The organism is Streptomyces sp. NPDC102360, from assembly GCF_044766085.1.
GTDB lineage: Bacteria > Actinomycetota > Actinomycetes > Streptomycetales > Streptomycetaceae > Streptomyces.
Genome location: NZ_JBIWLG010000007.1, coordinates 175,594 through 193,140, shown reverse-complemented (window position 1 = coordinate 193,140; position 17,547 = coordinate 175,594). Strand labels below are relative to the sequence as shown.

Below are 17,547 nucleotides of genomic sequence, written 5' to 3'. Positions count from 1 at the left end.
CCTCCCCGCCCCGCGCCGCGTCAAGGACGATCACCCGTCCGGAGGGCACCGCTGTGGCGCCCCGACCAGGAGAGGTAGATGTAGCTTGCATTAATTAGCCGCTCTAACTTATTATGTGTATACGCCAACGATCCCCTCGGACTCGAAGGGCCCGAGGGCACGAAGGACACGAAGGAGCAGAGGCATGAGCCACAGCAGTACAGGGGGCCCCGCCGAAGGGGACACGTTCGACGCAGGGGCGACCAGCACGACCAGCATCCTGCGTCAACCGAAGGCGGTCTGGGCGACCGCCGGGGCATCCGTCGTCGCCTTCATGGGCATCGGCCTCGTCGACCCGATCCTCCCGTCGATCGCCAAGGGCCTCGAAGCGACACCGAGCCAGGTCTCCCTGCTCTTCACCTCGTACTTCCTGATCACCGCCGTCGCCATGCTGGTGACCGGGTTCGTCTCCAGCCGCATCGGCGGCAAGAAGACCCTCCTCGCCGGGCTCGCCCTCGTGGTGATCTTCGCGGCGCTCGCGGGCACGTCCGGTTCCGTCGGGGAGCTGGTCGGCTTCCGCGCGGGCTGGGGGCTCGGCAACGCCCTCTTCGTGTCGACCGCGCTGGCGGTCATCGTCGGCGCCGCCGCCGGTGGCAGCGCCGCCGCGATCCTCCTCTACGAGTCCGCGCTCGGACTCGGCATGGCCTGCGGGCCGCTCGTCGGCGCGCTGCTCGGCAACGCCAGCTGGCGCTACCCGTTCTTCGGCACCGCCGCGCTGATGGCCATCGGCTTCCTCTGCATCACCGCGTTCCTGAAGGAACAGCCGAAGCCCGCGAAGAAGACCTCGATCCTCGACCCGCTCAAGGCGCTCGGCCACGGTGGCCTCGCCTCCACGGCGATCTCGGCCTTCTTCTACAACTACACGTTCTTCACCGTGCTGGCCTTCACGCCGTTCGTGCTGAACATGACGCCGTACAAGTCGGGCGCGGTCTTCTTCGCCTGGGGTCTGCTGCTCGCGCTGTGCTCGGTGATCGTGGCGCCGCGCCTGCAGGCCAGGTTCGGCTCGCTCAAGGTGCTCGGTGGCTCACTGGTGCTGCTCGCCATCGACGTGCTCGTCCTTGGGTACGGCAACCACACCGCGGCCATCGTCTGCACGATCCTGTCCGGCGCCTTCATCGGCGTGAACAACACGGTCTACACCGAGCTCGCGCTCGGCGTCTCGGACGCGCCGCGCCCGGTGGCGAGCGCCGGCTACAACTTCGTGCGCTGGTTCGCCGCCGCGGCCGCCCCGTTCTTCGCACCGAAGATCGAGGAGTGGAGCAACATCCACATCCCGTTCGTGGTCGCCGCGGTCACGGCGGTGCTCGGCGCGGTCGTGGTCTGGGTGCGCAGGAACGCGCTCACGCACGACGCCGAGGAGCTGGAGCCGAAGCACGCCACCGAGGACAGCGTCTCGGTGTACGCGAGCTGACCGGCAGTCAGCCAGCCAGTCGGTCAGTCGGTCAGTCGGTCAGTCGGTCAGTCGGTCAGTCGGTCAGTCGGTCAGTCAATCCAGAGGTACGGACTTGCGCAGTGAGTCGCGCAGGTCCGTTCCGCCGTTCAGCCACTTCTCCTGGAGCGCGGCGGCGCCGTGCACCCGCTTCCACGCCGCCTCGTTCGGCGTCATGGGCAGCAGCGGCAGGAAACGTACGGGCTCCAGGGGCTCGTCCAGATCCAGGTCCTCGACCAGCCCGCCAGGCTCCGCGACGAGGGCCGAGGTGAACGGGGCGCCCGGCCACAGCGGTTCGCCCACGTCGAGCGAGGCGCCCGGCGCCACGACGATGCCCTCGACCTGCGGGGAGGCCGCGAGGACGGCGAGCGGGCGCAGCACCTTGTCGGTGTCGGCGAGGCCCGCGCGGACGGTGAGCACCAGCTCCGCACGAGGGCCCTTGACGGGGTCGGCGAGGGCCGCCGTGGGGTCGGCCATCGGGGACGCGGACATGCCGAGGGTGGCGTAACGCACCACGTCCTGGGAGACATCTGTGAAGCGCAACACCTCGATCCGGTCGGTGCCGAGGAAGGTGACCGCCGCGCGTGCGTCCGGTTCACCCAGGGTTGTCCGGAGTCGCGCCTCCACCAGCGCGAGAACTTCTGCCATCCCGCGAGCATAGATCTCGGACCCAACGGGTAAGGACTGGGCCCTCTTTCGTCAGTCGGCTGATAGTCTTGGCCGCTGGTCGGGACAACACGCAATGCGTGTTCGCCGAGGGCCTTACGCGGGCCCGTCGGGAAACCGACCCGTTTCACGTCCCCCACGGGGGACCGGCCGGAGGAGGTGGGGCTGTCATGGATCGAAGTCGACCGTGCAGTACTACCCGTTCTTCCGGCCTGTAGGGCCCAGGGCCTCATCTCACCCGCAGTCAGCCGCACACCATGCTGGCCGCACCTGCCGGAAGAGCACTTCGTTCCCCTGATCTCATCGATGTCCGCCTCGGACGTCGCGATCTGAATCAGTCAGCGAAGCCGCCCAGCGTCGGTGCGGTGCTTCCCGCTTTGTGGACGTGCAGCATGTCCCGGTTCCCGGTTGACCAGGACGTCCTCATTCCGGGTGGTTCCACCCGACGCGCGGCGACTCCCGCCCGCGAAGGAGCCTGCCCATGTCGATGATGCGCGACCTGCGAGCCGCCGTCCGTCCCTCGCTGCGCAAGAGCGTCGCCCCGTACGCCAACGAGGCCCGCACGTCTTACGACTTCACGCGTGACACGGCCGCCTGCTCGGCCGTCGTGGACTGCGCCGTGTACCGCGACGGGGTCCGCGTCCCGTCCTCCGAGTGCCTCACGCCCGGCGGCGCGAAGCACCAGGTGCGGCGCGACGGCGGCTTCGCCTGGATCGGCCTGCACGAGCCGACCGAGGAGGAATTCGCCGGTATCGCAGCCGAGTTCGGGCTGCACCCGCTCGCCGTCGAGGACGCCGTCCACGCCCACCAGCGGCCCAAGCTGGAGCGTTACGACGACACGCTGTTCACCGTCTTCAAGACCATCCACTATGTCGAGCACGCCGAACTCACCGCCACCAGCGAGATCGTGGAGACCGGCGAGGTCATGTGCTTCACCGGCCGGGACTTCTTCATCACAGTCCGGCACGGCGGCCAGGGCTCGCTGCGCGCGCTGCGGCACCGGCTCCAGGACGACCCCGAGTTGCTCGCCAAGGGCCCGAGCGCCGTGCTCCACACGATCGCCGACCACGTCGTCGACGGGTATCTGGCCGTGGCCGACGCGATGCAGGACGACATCGACGAGGTCGAGACCGAGGTCTTCTCGCAGCCCGGCAAGGGTTCCCCGCGCGGCTCGGACGCGGGCCGGATCTACCAACTCAAGCGTGAGGTACTGGAGTTCAAGCGGGCCGTCGCTCCGCTGCGGCGCCCTCTTCAGCTGCTCAGCGAGCGGCCGATGCGGCTGATCGACCCGGACATCCAGAAGTACTTCCGGGACGTCGCCGACCACTTGGAGCGGGTGCAGGAGCAGGTCATCGGCTTCGACGAGCTGCTGAACTCGATCCTCCAGGCCAATCTGGCGCAGGCCTCCGTCGCCCAGAACGAGGACATGCGCAAGATCACCTCGTGGGCCGCGATCATCGCCGTGCCGACCATGGTCTGTGGTGTGTACGGCATGAACTTCAAGCACATGCCGGAGCTGCACTGGCGGTACGGGTACCCGATGGTGCTCGTCCTCATCGGCGGCGTGTGTTTCGCGATCCACCGGACGCTGAAGCGCAACGGGTGGCTGTAGGGCCTGGTGCTGTCAGTGGCGCTGGCTACGCTTTCCGTATGACGACTGCTGAACTGCTCGACGCCGCCCTCGTCGAGGAGGCCACGAAGAAGTCCGGGCTGATCTGGGTGCGCGGGGAACGGGGCGTGGAGCGGGCCCTGTGGCACGGGTGGCACGAGGGCGCGGCGTGCCTCGTCGGCGACGGGCCCGGCGAGCAGCCGCTGCCCGACCTCGTCGACGGCGGCTCGGCCCTCGTCACCGTGCGCAGCAAGGACAAGGGTGGGCGGCTCGTCGGCTGGCGGGCGAAGGTGGTGGAGCTGGCGGCCGGTACGGAGACGTATGACTCCGTCGTGGGTGAGCTGAAGGGTAAGCGGCTGAACGCGCCCGACTCGGAGAGCATGCTTGAGCGGTGGGTGCGGGAGTGCCGAGTGCTGCGGCTTGAGCCGGCGGGTTCTACGGTGCCGGTGGCCGACGGGTCGTTGGCCGCGCCCCCGATGGGTTCGCCGGCCACGACCCGGAACCCGGTGCCTGCCGGCCTCCCGAAGCTCCTGCGGCGCCGCCGCTGACGCCACGGGGCTCCGCCCCGGACCCCGCTGCTCAAACGCCGCAGGGGCTGGAAAGATCGCCGCAGCGCTTGAGTAGATCTTTTGAGCCCCTGCGGCGATTGAGCAGATCCAGCCCCGCCGGCGTTTGAGGCGCGGGGTCCGGGGCGGAGCCCCGAGGGCGCGACCGCGGGGCCGGTTACGAGCCCGGGAGGGCCTGGCCGTAGTCGACCGTGTCCGTGGAGCCCGGTTCGCGGAGGGGGAAGTCGGTGCCCCAGTCGCTGAGTTGGATCGTGCCCGCGCCGCCCGCCCGCTCCAGCCGCATCGGGTACGCACCGCCCTCCAGGGACACGTCGAGCGTGCCGCCCGCACCCTTGTCACCCGTCAGCTCGACCGTGCGGACGCCGCCCGCCGAGCCGCGCGCGCCCTTCGCCAGCTTGCCGTGCAGCGCGAGCAGGCCGTCGAGCAGCACGCCCTTGTCGGTGAACGTGCTCAGCCGCTGATAGGCCGGGTCGCCCTTCGGCACCTTCACGTACTTGCCGTCGAGCTTCTGCGCGGCGTTGCCCGATCCGTGCCCGTCCTTGCCGTCCTCGGAGTGCGTCCAGAAACCGGCGCCCGCCTTGAGGTACAGGTGATCGCCGACCCGCAGCAGCCGGAACGTGCCGCCTCCGGTACTCACCGAGCCCGTGCCGCCGTCGGCCTTCAGCCGCATGTCCAGCTTGTACGTCTTCTTGTTGACGACCACCGTGCCGGCGACGTGCACCGCGTCGGCGCCGCGGGCCGCCTTGACCGTACGGGACTGGATCTTGGCCGCGGTCAGCTTGCCGACCCCGTTCGTCCCCGCGTCCGGGTCCTCCTCGCTGCACGCCGCGAGACCCACCGCCAGCCCCGCGCACATCACGCCCACCATGAGTGTCCTGCGGGTACGACGGGTGAGGGGGCGCAGGGTCACGGGCGGACTACCTCTCGTACGGCAGCTGGGTGGGGGCAGGTACGGCAGCGTACCCCCGCGATCTTCGGTTACCCGCCCGGGGCGGGTGGCCGACGCGCAAAGGCGCGGGCAACTGGGAGCGGCTAGCCTGGGCGGGAAATTGCCCGTATATCCGGACGAATGCGAATGAAGAACGGAAGGAGGCGGGCGACGGTATGGCTGGAGGCGTTCCCCGGATCTTCGTGTCGCACCTCTCCGGCATCGCCGTCTTCGACCCGAACGGCGATCAGGTCGGACGCGTGCGCGACCTGGTGGCGATGTTGCGCGTGAGCCGCCGACCGCCTCGACTGCTCGGACTCGTCGTCGAACTGTCGACCCGGCGGCGGATCTTCCTGCCGATGACCCGTGTCACCGGAATCGAATCGGGCCAGGTCATCACCACCGGCGTAGTCAACGTCCGGCGCTTCGAACAGCGGCCCACCGAGCGCCTGGTCCTCGGCGAGATGCTCGACCGGCGCGTCCGGCTCGTGGAGAGCGGCGAGGAGGTCACCGTCCTCGACGTCTCCATCCAGCAACTGCCCGCGCGCCGCGACTGGGAGATCGACAGGGTCTTCGTACGGAAGAGCTCCCCGAAGCGCGGCGCGTTCCGGCGCGCCAAGGGAGAGGCGATCACCGTCGACTGGTCGAGCGTCGACGGCTTCAACCTGGAGGAGCACGGACAGGGCGCGGAGAGCCTGCTCGCCACCTTCGAACAGCTGCGCCCCGCCGACCTCGCCAACGTGCTGCACCACCTCTCCCCCAAGCGCCGCGCGGAGGTCGCCGCGGCGCTCAGCAACGAACGTCTGGCCGATGTCCTGGAGGAGCTCCCCGAGGACGACCAGATCGAGGTGCTCGGCAAGCTGAAGGAGGAGCGCGCCGCCGACGTCCTGGAGGAGATGGACCCGGACGACGCCGCCGACCTCCTCGGCGAACTCCCCGAGGACGACAAAGAACGCCTCCTCGACCTGATGAAGCCCAGCGAGGCGGCGGACGTGCGGCGCCTGATGGCGTACGAGGACCGGACCGCGGGCGGCCTGATGACGACCGAGCCGATCGTGCTGCGCCCCGACTCCACGGTCGCCGACGCCCTCGCCCGCATCCGCAACCCCGATCTGTCCCCCGCGCTCGCCGCGCAGGTGTACGTGTGCCGGCCCCCGGACGAGACGCCGACCGGCAAGTACCTGGGCACGATCCACTTCCAGCGGCTGCTCCGCGATCCCCCGTACACGATGGTCAGTTCGATCCTCGACGAGGATCTGCAGGCCCTGACCCCTGAGGCGCAGCTGCCGGAGATCGCCGGGTTCTTCGCGACGTACGACATGGTGGCCGCGCCCGTCGTCGACGACAGCGGCTCGCTGCTCGGCGCCGTGACGGTGGACGACGTGCTGGACCACATGCTGCCCGAGGACTGGCGCGAGCAGGAGTTTCACCTTTCCGGGGAGGTGAACCATGCCGGCTGAGGAACGCGAGCGCGACGCCCCGCGCAGGCCCCGCATCCGGCTCGACCAGCCGCTCGCGCCGAAGCGGAAGCTGATCCCCGATTACGACCCCGAGGCCTTCGGCAGGCTCTCGGAGCGAATTGCACGCTTCTTGGGGACGGGCCGGTTCATCGTCTGGATGACGGTGCTCATCGTCATGTGGGTGGTGTGGAACACCGCCGCGCCCCCCGATCTGCGCTTCGACGAGTACCCGTTCATCTTCCTGACGCTGATGCTGTCGCTGCAGGCCTCGTACGCCGCTCCGCTGATCCTGCTCGCGCAGAACCGGCAGGACGACCGCGACAAGGTCAACCTCGAACAGGACCGCAAGCAGAACGAGCGTTCCATCGCCGACACCGAGTATCTGAGCCGCGAGATGGCGGCCCTGCGGATCGGGCTCGGAGAGGTCGCGACGCGCGACTGGATCCGCTCCGAGCTGCAGGACCTCATCAAGGAGCTGGAGGAACAGCGGCAGTCCGCTCAGGGTCCCGGCGTATTCCCCGCCGAGCGGACGCGGGGACGTGACGTAGACGACCGGTGACAGGGCTTTCCGGGTGTGGGTTACCCCGCCGTAGACTCGGGTGCATGGCTACGGAAGACGCGGTGCGCGAGGCACTCGCGACAGTGAACGACCCCGAGATCAACCGGCCCATCACCGAGTTGGGGATGGTCAAATCGGTGGACATCGGTGCGGACGGAGTCGTCGCGGTCACCGTGTATCTGACCGTCTCGGGCTGCCCGATGCGCTCGACGATCGAGAACAACGTGAAGGAGGCCGTCGCCCGCGTCGAGGGCGTGACCGATGTACAGGTCACGCTCGACGTGATGAGCGACGAGCAGCGCAAGGAGCTGGCGACCGCGCTGCGCGGCGGCACCGCCGAGCGTGAGGTCCCGTTCGCCAAGCCCGGCTCGCTGACCCGCGTGTACGCGGTGGCGTCCGGCAAGGGCGGCGTCGGGAAGTCCTCGGTGACCGTGAACCTGGCGGCGGCGCTCGCCGCCGACGGCCTGAAGGTCGGCGTCGTCGACGCGGACATCTACGGGCACAGCATCCCGCGCATGCTGGGCGCCGACGGCAAGCCCACCCAGGTCGAGGACATGATCATGCCGCCGTCGGCGAACGGCGTGAAGGTCATCTCGATCGGCATGTTCACGCCGGGCAACGCGCCGGTCGTGTGGCGCGGACCGATGCTGCACCGCGCGCTCCAGCAGTTCCTCGCGGACGTGTTCTGGGGCGACCTGGACGTGCTCCTGCTCGACCTGCCGCCCGGCACCGGCGACATCGCCATCTCCATCGCCCAGCTGGTCCCGAACGCCGAGATCCTGGTCGTCACCACGCCGCAGCAGGCCGCCGCCGAGGTCGCCGAGCGGGCCGGCTCGATCGCCGTGCAGACCCACCAGAAGATCGTCGGCGTCGTCGAGAACATGTCGGGGCTGCCCTGCCCGCACTGCGGCGAGATGGTCGACGTGTTCGGCACGGGCGGCGGGAAGCTGGTCGCCGAGGGCCTGACCAGGACCACGGGTGCCGAGGTGCCGGTGCTCGGCTCCATCCCCATCGACGTACGCCTGCGCGAGGGCGGCGACGAGGGCAAGCCGATCGTGCTGACCGAACCGGACTCCCCCGCGGGTTCGGCGCTGCGTGAGATCGCGGACAAGCTCAGCGGGCGCCAGCGCGGTCTGTCGGGGATGTCGCTGGGGATCACGCCGCGCAATAAGTTCTGACGTCCTGTCCGACGCCTTGAGAGAACGGCGGGCCGCCCATCCCGGGCGGCCCGCCGTTCCTCGTCACGCGTCCGGTTCCGGTTCCAGCGCCGCGACGTCCTTCACGACGGAGAACCCGAGCCCGTACGCACTCATGCCGCGCCCGTACGCGCCCAGGTGCACCCCGGCCTGCGTGGAACCGGCGAGCACCCAGCCGTACTCGGACTCCCGGTAGTGGAACGGGGTCGGCACCCCGTCCACCGGCAGCGTCAGCGCCGCCCAGTCCTCGGGCGCGAGATCGTCCGCGAGCACCCACGCCGTCTCGGTCTGCTGCTCCAGCCAGTCGTCGCGCAGCGTGTGGTCCATCTGCACCGGCCAGGTGTAGGAGAGCAGTCCGACGCCGGCGAGCCAGGCCGCCGAGGAGACGGACGTGGCCTCCAGGACGCCGGTGCCGTCGGCGGTGCGCCGTACCGGATTGGCGGCGACGGTCACCACGACCGCGAACCGCTCGCTGTCCTCGGTGAGCTCGCTGCGTACGGAGGGCTCGTCACCGTGCCCGATCGAACCGTGCTCGACGGAACCGTCCGCCGTGGTGCCGACCTGCATCAGCCAACGCGGTCCCGTGAAGGCCTCGTCGAGGCCGTACCACGGGAAGGGCGCCAGCAGGTAGCCGTCGACCGTGCGCCGGGCCGTGAGGGCCTCGTCGGCACCCTCGGTGGCCGGCGCCTGCGCGCCTACCCGACTCGTCGTCTCCATGTACCCGGCCGCCTCCTCGCTCAGTTACGGACCGGCGCGGCCCGCCCCCCTCGGGCGTCCTCACGTCCGCTCCGCGCAACAACAAGGCAGGATGCCACACCGGGTCAGCGGGGCCCGGTTTCGTCAGGCGTGGTTCAGCCGTGTTCGGGGTGATTCGAGGTGGTTCAGGTCGCGTCCGCGTCGAAGGGCGGCGGGTCGATCGCGGCCGGCTTCCCGGACTTCTCGGGACGCTTGCTCATGTCGACCGCCTCGGGCCGCTTCTGCATGTCCACGCGGCCACCGGCGGCGGACCCGCTCGACGATCCGGAGTCCTCCAGCTCGCCGACGGTGTGCACCGCGTCGGAGACGTCGGCCATCTCCTTCTTCAGGTCGAAGCCGTTGCGAATCTCCTTGAGCCCCAGCTCGTCACTGTCCAGCTGCTTGCGGATGAACGTCTTGGGGTTCAGGTCCTCGAACTCGAAGTCCTTGAACTCCGGACCGAGTTCGTCGCGAATGTCCTGCTTCGCACTGTCCGAGAACTCCCGGATCTTACGAATGGTGCGTGAAACGTCCTGAATGACCTTCGGAAGCTTGTCGGGGCCGAATACGAGAACGGCCAGCACGACGATCGTCACGACCTCCAGCGGGCCAATGTCGTTGAACACCTTGCACTCCTAGCGTGTCCTCGGCCCGCGGTCGAACATCAGCAGCAGGTCTTTGGCAGGGTCCGGCAGCGGACCCGGTCCACGGTACCCGGCCCACCTGTCCATTCGGTAGCCACCGGGGAACCTCCAGGATCGCGCATCCCGCGCCATGACCGGTCAAGAATCGGTCAACCGTCGTCTGCGGAACCGAGAACGAGCGACATCTCCCGTTCCTTTCCGCCCCGTTCGACCGTGAGGACCAGTTTGTCCTTGGGGCGGTGGTTGCGGATCTTGACGATCAGCTCCTCACCGGAGTGCACGCTGACGCCGTCGACCTCGGTGATCACATCGCCCGGCTCGATTCCCGCCTTGGCGCCCGGGCCGTCCGCACTGACGGCCGGGCCACCGCTGTTGCCCTTCGAGCCGACGCGGGCGCCGTCGCCCGAGAAGTCCATGTCGAGGGTGACTCCGATCACCGGATGCGTCGCCCGCCCGGCGTTGATCAGCTCCTCCGCCACGCGTTTCGCCTGGTTGACCGGGATCGCGAAGCCGAGGCCGATGGAGCCCGACTGCCCCTCGGGCAGCTCCGAACCGCCGGTGTCGGCCGACCGGATCGCGCTGTTGATGCCGATCACGCGGGCCTCCGCGTCGACCAGCGGGCCGCCCGAATTGCCCGGGTTGATGGGCGCGTCGGTCTGGAGCGCGTCCACGTAGCTGACGTCGCTCCCGTCGCCCTTCTCGCCGCCCGCCGTGACGGGCCGGCCCTTGGCGCTGATGATGCCGGAGGTGACCGTGTTCGCCAGGTCGAAGGGGGCGCCGATGGCTACGACCGGGTCACCCACCTGCACGTTCTCCGAGTTGCCGAGGGGTAGCGGCTTGAGCCCGCGCACTCCGGACACCTTGATCACGGCGAGGTCGTAGCCGCTGTCGTGCCCGACCAGATCGGCTCGGACGCTCTCGCCGCCGGAGAACGTGACGGATATCTCACCGTCGGAGTCGGCCGACGAGACGACGTGATTGTTCGTGAGGATGTCCCCCTGGCCGTCGAGTACGAAGCCGGTGCCGGTGCCCTCCTCCGACGAACCCGAGGTGTGGATGGTGACGACGCCGGGCAGGGTGCGCGCCGCGATACCGGCCACGCTGCCGGGGTCCCGGTGCTTGGACTCGGCGTCGGCCTGCGGCAGTTGGATGTTCGCCCCGACGCCCGTCCGCTCCATGTACGACCCAATGACCCCACCGACGCCTCCGGCAACCAGGGCGATGACGACGCCCCCAACCACGAGCCGACGCCTCCGACGGGGCCGAGCCACATCAAGCCCCTGCGGCGCTTGAGCAGGCCCTTCAAGCCCCTGCGACCGGTCGACATTCTCAAGCCCCTGCGGCGCTTGAGCAGGCCCTTCAAGCCTCTGCGGCCGGTCGGCATTTTCAAGCCCCTGCGGCGATTGAGCAGCGGGGTCCGGGGCGGAGCCCCGTGACGTGGGAGCGGTCGACCGCCCCAACACCTCACCCCTGGCGGAGCCCTCCGTGGGATTCCCCTCGTCCATAACCCGCTGCTCTCCCCAAACCCGGCCCACGGCACCGCACCGCACCGCCTCACCTGGATTCAACCAGGTTCGACGGCGCGGGCGCAGAGAGTGTCAGCGCAGCGACGAAGGACGGGACGACGCGGTCGGCGACGACGCCGAGGCGGCGGTGAGGCCGGGCCCTGTCGCCCCGAAGGACGTGCCGTCGGACGAGGCCGAAGGCGGGACGGTGGGCCGCGGCGCGACCGAGACCGCGACAGCGGGGGCGGCGGGACGTATGAGAGGCGACATACGCGCCGCACCGGCCAGCAGCGGCGTCGAGAACGGGTAGCCCGCACTCTCCGCGTGCCCCCCGCCGGGCAGCAGCGGCGCCCCCGCCTCGGTCGGCGAGACGGGCGCCGCGAGGGCGCCCCCGCGCTGGCCGAGCAGCGAGGAACCCGACCGGCGGCGCTGCGTGTCCGAAGCCGCGGCGGCACCCGCCGACTGGCTGCGCAGCGGCGTGACATTGCTGCCGGAGCCGCCCCCGCGCGCGTCGGAGCTGTCGACCGGGGCCGCGGTCGTGACGCCGCCGAGCGCGATCGCGGCGAGCGACACCGCGCCGGCCGCGGCGAACGCGAAGCGGCGGGAGCGTGAGCCCCGGTCGCTCTCGTGCCGGTCGGGGCGGGCCACTTCGTGGATGCGGAAGCCGTGCTGGTCGCTCGGGAGGACGGCGGCGTGCGCGCCGGAGGGCGCGTAGCCGAAGGGCTCCGGGTCTACGTCGAAGACTCCCTGGCCGAAGCCCCGGATCCCGCCGAGGGGGCGGCCGCTGCCGAATCCGCCGCCCCCGAACGGTGGTGTGCCCCCGTCCTTGTCACCTCCCGCGGGCAGCCCCTGGAGGCGGGCGAGAAAGCTGTCGGAGGGCGGCGGCGGGGCCGCCTGCGCGAAGACGCTCTTGAGGCGGCGCTGGGCGTCGGCCTCGGCCTTGCATTTGGCACAGGTCGCCAGGTGCGCGAGGACGCGCTCACGGGCGTCGTGGTCCAACTCGCCGTCGACCAGGGCGGCCAGCCTGTCCCCCAGGTGTTCGTCGGCCGCGGTCTGTTGGCGTTCGGCAGGATTGAGACGTGCTCCACTCACGCGGTCGCGCCCCCTCCTCCGAGGACGGGGAAGGCCCCCGTGGACGCGAGGGTGCGGCGCTCCTTGCGGGCCTCGGGCGAGCGGTGCTGCAGCGCCTTGCGCAGCTGCGAGCGGCCGCGGTGGATACGGCTGCGGACCGTGCCCAGCTTCACGCCGAGGGTCGCGGCGATCTCCTCGTAGGAGAGGCCCTCGATGTCGCACAGGACGACGGCGGCGCGGAACTCGGGCGCGAGGGTGTCAAGCGCCTGCTGGACGTCGGCGTCGAAGTGCGCGTCGTTGAACACCTGCTGCGGCGACGGCTCTCTGCTGGGCAGCCGCTCGGCGGCGTCGTCACCCAGTGCGTCGAAGCGGATGCGCTGCTTGCGACGGACCATGTCGAGGAAAAGGTTCGTGGTGATGCGGTGCAGCCAGCCCTCGAAGGTGCCGGGCGTGTACGTCGAGAGCGAACGGAAGACACGGACGAAGACCTCCTGCGTGAGGTCCTCTGCGTCGTGCTGGTTCCCCGTCAGGCGGTACGCGAGACGGTAGACGCGGCCACTGTGCGTGCTGACGATCTCCTCCCACGAGGGGGGAGTCCACGCCTGCGAGTCCGCATCGGCGGCAAAGGTCGCGGTCTGCGCGGAGTCAACGGTGCGGATTCGGTCAGCGGTGTTGGTCACGGATTTCGGCTCACCCGCCGACCTGAGAAGGCGCCGAAGCACTCCTCTCCGATCCACAGGCTCAGCCGCACCTCCCCTATCGGCTCTGGTGGTGTCCAGTGGAGCACCTACCATAACCACTCCGTCCGTTAGCTCCGGATAAGCGTTTTTACTCAGATTTGCCGGTCGGTTCTCGACCGCCGCCCGCACGGCTGCCGCCATCGCGTTCTCCCCCGGTGTTCCCCTTGTCCAGCCTGCTCTTTCCCCCTGCCTCTTCAAACGCGCGGTCCCATCTGCGAGTTCCCGCCACCAACGGATAAAGTCACGCGCAGGCATCCACGGGGACGGGAGAGGGCCATTACCGGCAACCGGCAGACGAGTTGGGCGTTCGCCGACGCCTTTGTCGCCGAGGACGACGCGACTCGCTGGGCTCGTGACCGGGCCCGCGAGGCAGGGCTGTACCCGGTGTCCCCCGGCGCGGGCGCGACGTTGGGGATGCTCGCTGCCACGGTAGGGGCGAAGGCCGTCGCCGAGATCGGTACGGGCACGGGCGTGTCCGGGGTCCATTTGCTGCACGGGATGCGGCCCGACGGCGTCCTCACCACGGTCGACCCCGAGCCGGAGCGGCAGCAGTTCGCGCGCCAGGCGTTCCGCGCGGCCGGCTTCGCCAGCAACCGCGCCCGGTTCATCCCCGGCCGCGCCCTCGAGGTGCTGCCTCGGCTCGCCGACAGCGGGTACGACCTGGTCTTCTGCGATGGCGACCGGCTGGAGTGCCTCGACTACCTCGCTGAATCGTTGCGCCTGCTCCGGCCCGGTGGCCTGGTCGTCTTCCAGGGGGTCCTCGCCGAGGGGCGGACCGTCGACGCGGGGCCGCAGCCGGTGGAAGTGGTGCGCCAGCGCGAGCTGCTGCGGGCCGTACGGGAGAGCCCCGAGCTGGTGGCCTCGGTGCTGCCGGTCGGCGACGGGCTGCTCTGCGCCGTCAAGCGCTGACCAGGGCGCTGCGACGCTCCGCGTCCTCCGCCCTCTGCGCACACGGCTCCCCGCACACACGACTGCCCCGGCACCAGATGTGTGCCGGGGCAGTCGAAAAGGTATGGTCGCTCGCGCGTCAGCCGACGACCGGTCCAAACCCCACCTCGGCGGGGAATGGATGCGGGCGCAGAAGGTGTCAGCCCACTACCTTCTTCAGTTCGTCACCGAGGGCGCTCGCCTCGTCCGGCGTCAGCTCTACTACGAGCCGACCGCCGCCTTCGAGCGGAACGCGCATGACGATGCCCCGCCCCTCCTTGGTCACCTCGAGCGGGCCGTCACCCGTCCGCGGCTTCATGGCCGCCATGCTCGTTCCCCTTCCTGAAACCAGCTCATCGTCAGCCGACGGCCCTCTGAGTGGGCACACGTCACCGGCATCGAACACATTGCTTCCAGGTCATTATCCCGCATCGCGGGACCCGATGACCAACATCGGTCGGCATCGCTTGCGCAACGCGCTCGACCAAAACCCCTCAATTCGGGGATCCGACTGCGATACTGCGCCATCTTCGGACCCCTGCTGAGTCCAATTCGTTAGACGCAGGTCACATGCCGAGGGCGTTCCATGGGTCGTGATCTACGTCATGCTGAGCACGGACGACTGAGCGACCGCATAGGAGGAGTCCCATGGCCGACACCGTGCTCTACGAGGTGAGCGACGGGCTCGCGACGATCACGCTGAACCGCCCCGAGGCGATGAACGCGATGAACACCGAGGCCAAGGTCGCACTCCGCGACGCGGTGCAGGCGGCTGCCACCGACGAGACGGTACGGGCGGTGCTGCTGACTGCCGCCGGCGACCGGGCGTTTTGCGTGGGTCAGGACCTCAAGGAGCACGTCGGTTCGCTGCTGGCGGACCGGGAGTCCGGCGAGGGCCGCACCATGAACACGGTGCGCGAGCACTACAACCCGATCGTGCGGGCTCTGACCCAGATGCCGAAGCCCGTGGTGGCCGCGGTGAACGGCGTGGCGGCCGGCGCCGGGTTCGGGTTCGCGCTCTGTGCCGACTACCGGATCGTGGCGGACAGCGCGTCGTTCAACACCTCGTTCGCGGGCGTGGCGCTCACCGCCGACTCCGGGGTCTCCTGGACGCTGCCGCGCCTGATCGGCCCCGGCCGCGCGGCGGACCTGCTGCTCTTCCCGCGCTCCCTGAAGGCCCAGGAGGCGTACGAGCTGGGGATCGCGAGCCGGCTCGTGCCCGCCGCGGAACTCGCCGAAGAGGCCCGGAAGACGGCGCGCACCCTCGCCGAGGGCCCGACCGTCGCCTACGCCGCGCTGAAGGAGTCCCTCGCCTTCGCCGGGGACCACTCCCTCGACGAGGCGCTCGACAAGGAGGACGAACTGCAGGCGCGGGCCGGCGCCTCCGAGGACCACACCATCGCGGTGCAGGCCTTCATCGCGAAGGAGCGCCCGAAGTACCTCGGGCGCTGACCCGGTTCACACCGGACTCACACCTTCGTACGCCCACGGGACACACAGTCCGCCAGGTGGTCGTTGACCAGGCCGCAGGCCTGCATCAGCGCGTAGGCCGTCGTCGGTCCGACGAAGCGCAGGCCGCGCTTCTTCAGCTCCTTGGAGAGGGCCGTCGACTCGTCGGTGATCGCCGCCACGTCGCCCAGCACCTTCGGGGCCGGGCGGGTGACGGCGTCCGGCGCGTACGACCAGATGAGCTTGTCCAGCTCGCCGGGCGACCAGTCCACGAGCACGCGCGCGTTCGCCAGCGTCGCGTCGATCTTGGCGCGATTGCGGATGATCCCGGCGTCGGCGAGCAGGCGCTCGCGGTCGGTGTCCGTGAAGGCGGCCACGTCCGCGATCTTGAAGCCGGAGAACGCGGCGCGGAAGCCCTCGCGGCGTCTGAGGATCGTGATCCAGGACAGGCCGGACTGGAACGCCTCCAGACAGAGACGCTCGAACAGCGCGTCGTCGCCGTGGACCGGGCGGCCCCACTCCTCGTCGTGGTACGCGACGTAGTCCTCGGTCGAGAGGCCCCAGGGGCAGCGCGGCTTTCCGTCGGGGCCCGGGATGGCTCCATCTGTCGGCTCGCTCACCGGAATCCATCCCCCGTCCCGTATCCGAACCCGTACTCGTCAGGTGGCGCGTAGCCCGTGTCGGGGCCCCGCTCGGTCGGCTGCGGGCCGGCCCGGGTGTGGGCCGAGGTGAGGGCGGCCTCAAGCTCCGTGATGCGCGCGTCCCGCTCGGCCAATTCGGCCCCGAGACGGTCCAGCGCCTCGTCCACCTCCGCCATCCGGTAGCCGCGCACCGCCGTGGGCAGCCGGAGCGCATCCAGGTCGGCGGGGGCCAGCGGCCGGTCGGGCGGCAGCGGGTCCGCGTAGAACTGGGACGGCTCGTCGCGCAGCGCCCCGCTGTCGCCGCCGCCGATGACCGCGAACGTCACGGCCGCGATCACCACGACCAGCGCGGCGACCAGAAACAAGAACATGACCATGTCTGCCGTCCCCTGGGTTCGAACGGGCCGTGCGGCCCTCAACCGTCAGGCTTCGATCGTGCCATGCCGCACCGACAGTTAAGGTCGCAGACGACGTTCAACCAGGCACGAGAAGGAGAGTCACAGGGGATGCTCAGGCTGGGCCAGCACGAATTCGGTGCGCACGAGCCGGTGATCATGGCGATCGTGAACCGGACCCCGGACTCCTTCTACGACCAGGGCGCCACGTTCCGGGACGAGCCCGCGCTCGCCCGCGTCGAGCAGGCGGTGTCCGAGGGCGCCATGATCGTGGACATCGGCGGCGTGAAGGCCGGCCCCGGCGAGGAGGTCACCGCCGAGGAAGAGGCGCGGCGGACCGTCGGCTTCGTCGCCGAGGTGCGGCGCCGCTTCCCCGACGTGATCATCAGCGTCGACACCTGGCGGCACGAGGTCGGCGACGCCGTGTGCGAGGTGGGCGCGGATCTGCTCAACGACGCGTGGGGCGGTGTCGACCCGAAGCTCGCGGAGGTCGCGGCGCGCCACAAGGTGGGCCTCGTGTGCACGCACGCGGGCGGCGCCGAGCCCCGCACGCGCCCGCACCGGGTGACGTACGAGGACGTGATGGCGGACATCCTGGACGTGACGGTCTCGTACGCGGAGCGGGCCGTCGCCCTCGGGGTGCCGCGCGAGTCCGTGCTGATCGACCCCGGCCACGACTTCGGGAAGAACACGCGGCACTCCCTGGAGTCGACGCGGCGGCTCCCGGAGATGGTCGACACCGGCTGGCCGGTGCTCGTCTCGCTGTCCAACAAGGACTTCGTGGGCGAGACCCTCGACAAGCCGGTCAAGGAGCGCGTCATCGGGACGCTGGCCACGACCGCGGTGTCGGCGTGGCTCGGGGCGCAGGTCTACCGGGTGCACGAAGTCGCCGAGACGCGGCAGGTGCTGGACATGGTGGCATCCATCGCGGGACACCGGCCCCCGGCGGTCGCCCGCCGGGGACTCGCGTAACGGCCTGTTCGAAGGG

19 protein-coding genes are annotated in these 17,547 nt (G+C 70.1%); 9 read left to right on the top strand and 10 right to left on the bottom strand.

From position 1 onward, the window contains the following. The first annotated feature begins 184 nt into the window (after positions 1-184). Complete coding sequence (locus ACIRHA_RS26405) at positions 185-1,450, top strand: MFS transporter (protein ID WP_403850559.1); 1,266 nt, start codon at positions 185-187, stop codon at positions 1,448-1,450. Positions 1,451-1,525: 75 nt separating this feature from the next. Here ACIRHA_RS26405 and ACIRHA_RS26400 read toward each other — a convergent pair whose 3' ends face one another. Further along, the gene (locus tag ACIRHA_RS26400) at positions 1,526-2,116 is read right to left on the bottom strand and encodes a suppressor of fused domain protein (RefSeq protein WP_403850558.1); all 591 of its coding nucleotides are present in this window, start codon (positions 2,114-2,116) and stop codon (positions 1,526-1,528) included. A 499-nt stretch (positions 2,117-2,615) separates the two neighbouring features. On the opposite strand from ACIRHA_RS26400, the gene ACIRHA_RS26395 reads away from it, so the two are divergent. Further along, a complete protein-coding gene (locus ACIRHA_RS26395) occupies positions 2,616-3,746 on the top strand; it encodes a magnesium and cobalt transport protein CorA (RefSeq protein WP_403850556.1) in 1,131 nt (376 codons plus the stop codon). Positions 3,747-3,784: 38 nt separating this feature from the next. Continuing rightward, positions 3,785-4,291 carry a hypothetical protein gene (locus ACIRHA_RS26390; RefSeq protein WP_403850554.1) on the top strand — a complete coding sequence of 169 codons (507 nt, stop codon included), beginning with the start codon at positions 3,785-3,787 and terminating at the stop codon, positions 4,289-4,291. A gap of 175 nt (positions 4,292-4,466) precedes the next feature. Here ACIRHA_RS26390 and ACIRHA_RS26385 read toward each other — a convergent pair whose 3' ends face one another. Continuing rightward, a complete protein-coding gene (locus tag ACIRHA_RS26385; RefSeq protein WP_403851142.1) occupies positions 4,467-5,177 on the bottom strand; it encodes a hypothetical protein in 711 nt (236 codons plus the stop codon). Positions 5,178-5,413: 236 nt separating this feature from the next. Between ACIRHA_RS26385 and ACIRHA_RS26380 the strand changes: the two genes are divergently transcribed. The 3 genes from ACIRHA_RS26380 to ACIRHA_RS26370 are packed head-to-tail and all read left to right on the top strand — an operon-like array spanning position 5,414 to position 8,434. Further along, the gene (locus tag ACIRHA_RS26380) at positions 5,414-6,697 is read left to right on the top strand and encodes a magnesium transporter MgtE N-terminal domain-containing protein (protein ID WP_403850551.1); all 1,284 of its coding nucleotides are present in this window, start codon (positions 5,414-5,416) and stop codon (positions 6,695-6,697) included. Beyond that, a complete protein-coding gene (locus ACIRHA_RS26375; RefSeq protein ID WP_403850548.1) occupies positions 6,687-7,256 on the top strand; it encodes a DUF1003 domain-containing protein in 570 nt (189 codons plus the stop codon). Before ACIRHA_RS26380 ends, ACIRHA_RS26375 begins: the two co-directional genes overlap by 11 nt. A gap of 44 nt (positions 7,257-7,300) precedes the next feature. Continuing rightward, positions 7,301-8,434, top strand: coding sequence for an Mrp/NBP35 family ATP-binding protein (locus ACIRHA_RS26370; protein WP_403850545.1), 1,134 nt, complete (start codon positions 7,301-7,303; stop codon positions 8,432-8,434). A gap of 63 nt (positions 8,435-8,497) precedes the next feature. Here the strand turns inward: ACIRHA_RS26370 and ACIRHA_RS26365 are convergent, their stop codons facing one another. From ACIRHA_RS26365 to sigE, 5 genes are all read right to left on the bottom strand, one after another. Continuing rightward, positions 8,498-9,169, bottom strand: coding sequence for a hypothetical protein (locus ACIRHA_RS26365; protein WP_403850541.1), 672 nt, complete (start codon positions 9,167-9,169; stop codon positions 8,498-8,500). Positions 9,170-9,333: 164 nt separating this feature from the next. Continuing rightward, positions 9,334-9,813 carry a sec-independent translocase gene (locus ACIRHA_RS26360; RefSeq protein WP_403850538.1) on the bottom strand — a complete coding sequence of 160 codons (480 nt, stop codon included), beginning with the start codon at positions 9,811-9,813 and terminating at the stop codon, positions 9,334-9,336. Positions 9,814-9,980: 167 nt separating this feature from the next. After that, positions 9,981-11,072 (bottom strand): S1C family serine protease, encoded by a 1,092-nt coding sequence (locus ACIRHA_RS26355; protein ID WP_403850535.1) that lies wholly within the window; start codon positions 11,070-11,072, stop codon positions 9,981-9,983. 357 nt (positions 11,073-11,429) lie between these two features. Continuing rightward, positions 11,430-12,428, bottom strand: coding sequence for an anti-sigma factor family protein (locus ACIRHA_RS26350; protein WP_403850532.1), 999 nt, complete (start codon positions 12,426-12,428; stop codon positions 11,430-11,432). After that, complete coding sequence (gene sigE, locus ACIRHA_RS26345) at positions 12,425-13,129, bottom strand: RNA polymerase sigma factor SigE (protein ID WP_403851139.1); 705 nt, start codon at positions 13,127-13,129, stop codon at positions 12,425-12,427. Before sigE ends, ACIRHA_RS26350 begins: the two co-directional genes overlap by 4 nt. A 228-nt stretch (positions 13,130-13,357) precedes the next feature. Between sigE and ACIRHA_RS26340 the strand changes: the two genes are divergently transcribed. Further along, complete coding sequence (locus tag ACIRHA_RS26340) at positions 13,358-14,056, top strand: O-methyltransferase (protein ID WP_403851137.1); 699 nt, start codon at positions 13,358-13,360, stop codon at positions 14,054-14,056. A 178-nt stretch (positions 14,057-14,234) separates the two neighbouring features. On the opposite strand, the gene ACIRHA_RS26335 is transcribed toward ACIRHA_RS26340, so the two are convergent. Next, on the bottom strand, positions 14,235-14,402 hold the full coding sequence (locus ACIRHA_RS26335) for a DUF3117 domain-containing protein (protein ID WP_266713770.1): 168 nt from the start codon (positions 14,400-14,402) through the stop codon (positions 14,235-14,237). Between the two features lie 320 nt (positions 14,403-14,722). Between ACIRHA_RS26335 and ACIRHA_RS26330 the strand changes: the two genes are divergently transcribed. Beyond that, complete coding sequence (locus ACIRHA_RS26330; protein WP_403850529.1) at positions 14,723-15,526, top strand: enoyl-CoA hydratase/isomerase family protein; 804 nt, start codon at positions 14,723-14,725, stop codon at positions 15,524-15,526. A 17-nt stretch (positions 15,527-15,543) separates the two neighbouring features. Here ACIRHA_RS26330 and ACIRHA_RS26325 read toward each other — a convergent pair whose 3' ends face one another. Both ACIRHA_RS26325 and ACIRHA_RS26320 read right to left on the bottom strand, forming a co-directional pair. After that, positions 15,544-16,143, bottom strand: a complete 600-nt coding sequence (locus tag ACIRHA_RS26325) for a DNA-3-methyladenine glycosylase I (RefSeq protein WP_403850526.1) — start codon at positions 16,141-16,143, stop codon at positions 15,544-15,546. Beyond that, the gene (locus ACIRHA_RS26320) at positions 16,140-16,541 is read right to left on the bottom strand and encodes a DivIVA domain-containing protein (protein WP_403850523.1); all 402 of its coding nucleotides are present in this window, start codon (positions 16,539-16,541) and stop codon (positions 16,140-16,142) included. The genes ACIRHA_RS26325 and ACIRHA_RS26320 overlap by 4 nt, the downstream gene beginning before the upstream one ends. Before the next feature lie 129 nt (positions 16,542-16,670). Here ACIRHA_RS26320 and folP point away from each other — a divergent pair, with 129 nt between their 5' ends. Further along, the gene (folP, locus tag ACIRHA_RS26315; RefSeq protein WP_403850520.1) at positions 16,671-17,531 is read left to right on the top strand and encodes a dihydropteroate synthase; all 861 of its coding nucleotides are present in this window, start codon (positions 16,671-16,673) and stop codon (positions 17,529-17,531) included. The last annotated feature ends 16 nt before the right edge of the window (positions 17,532-17,547 follow it).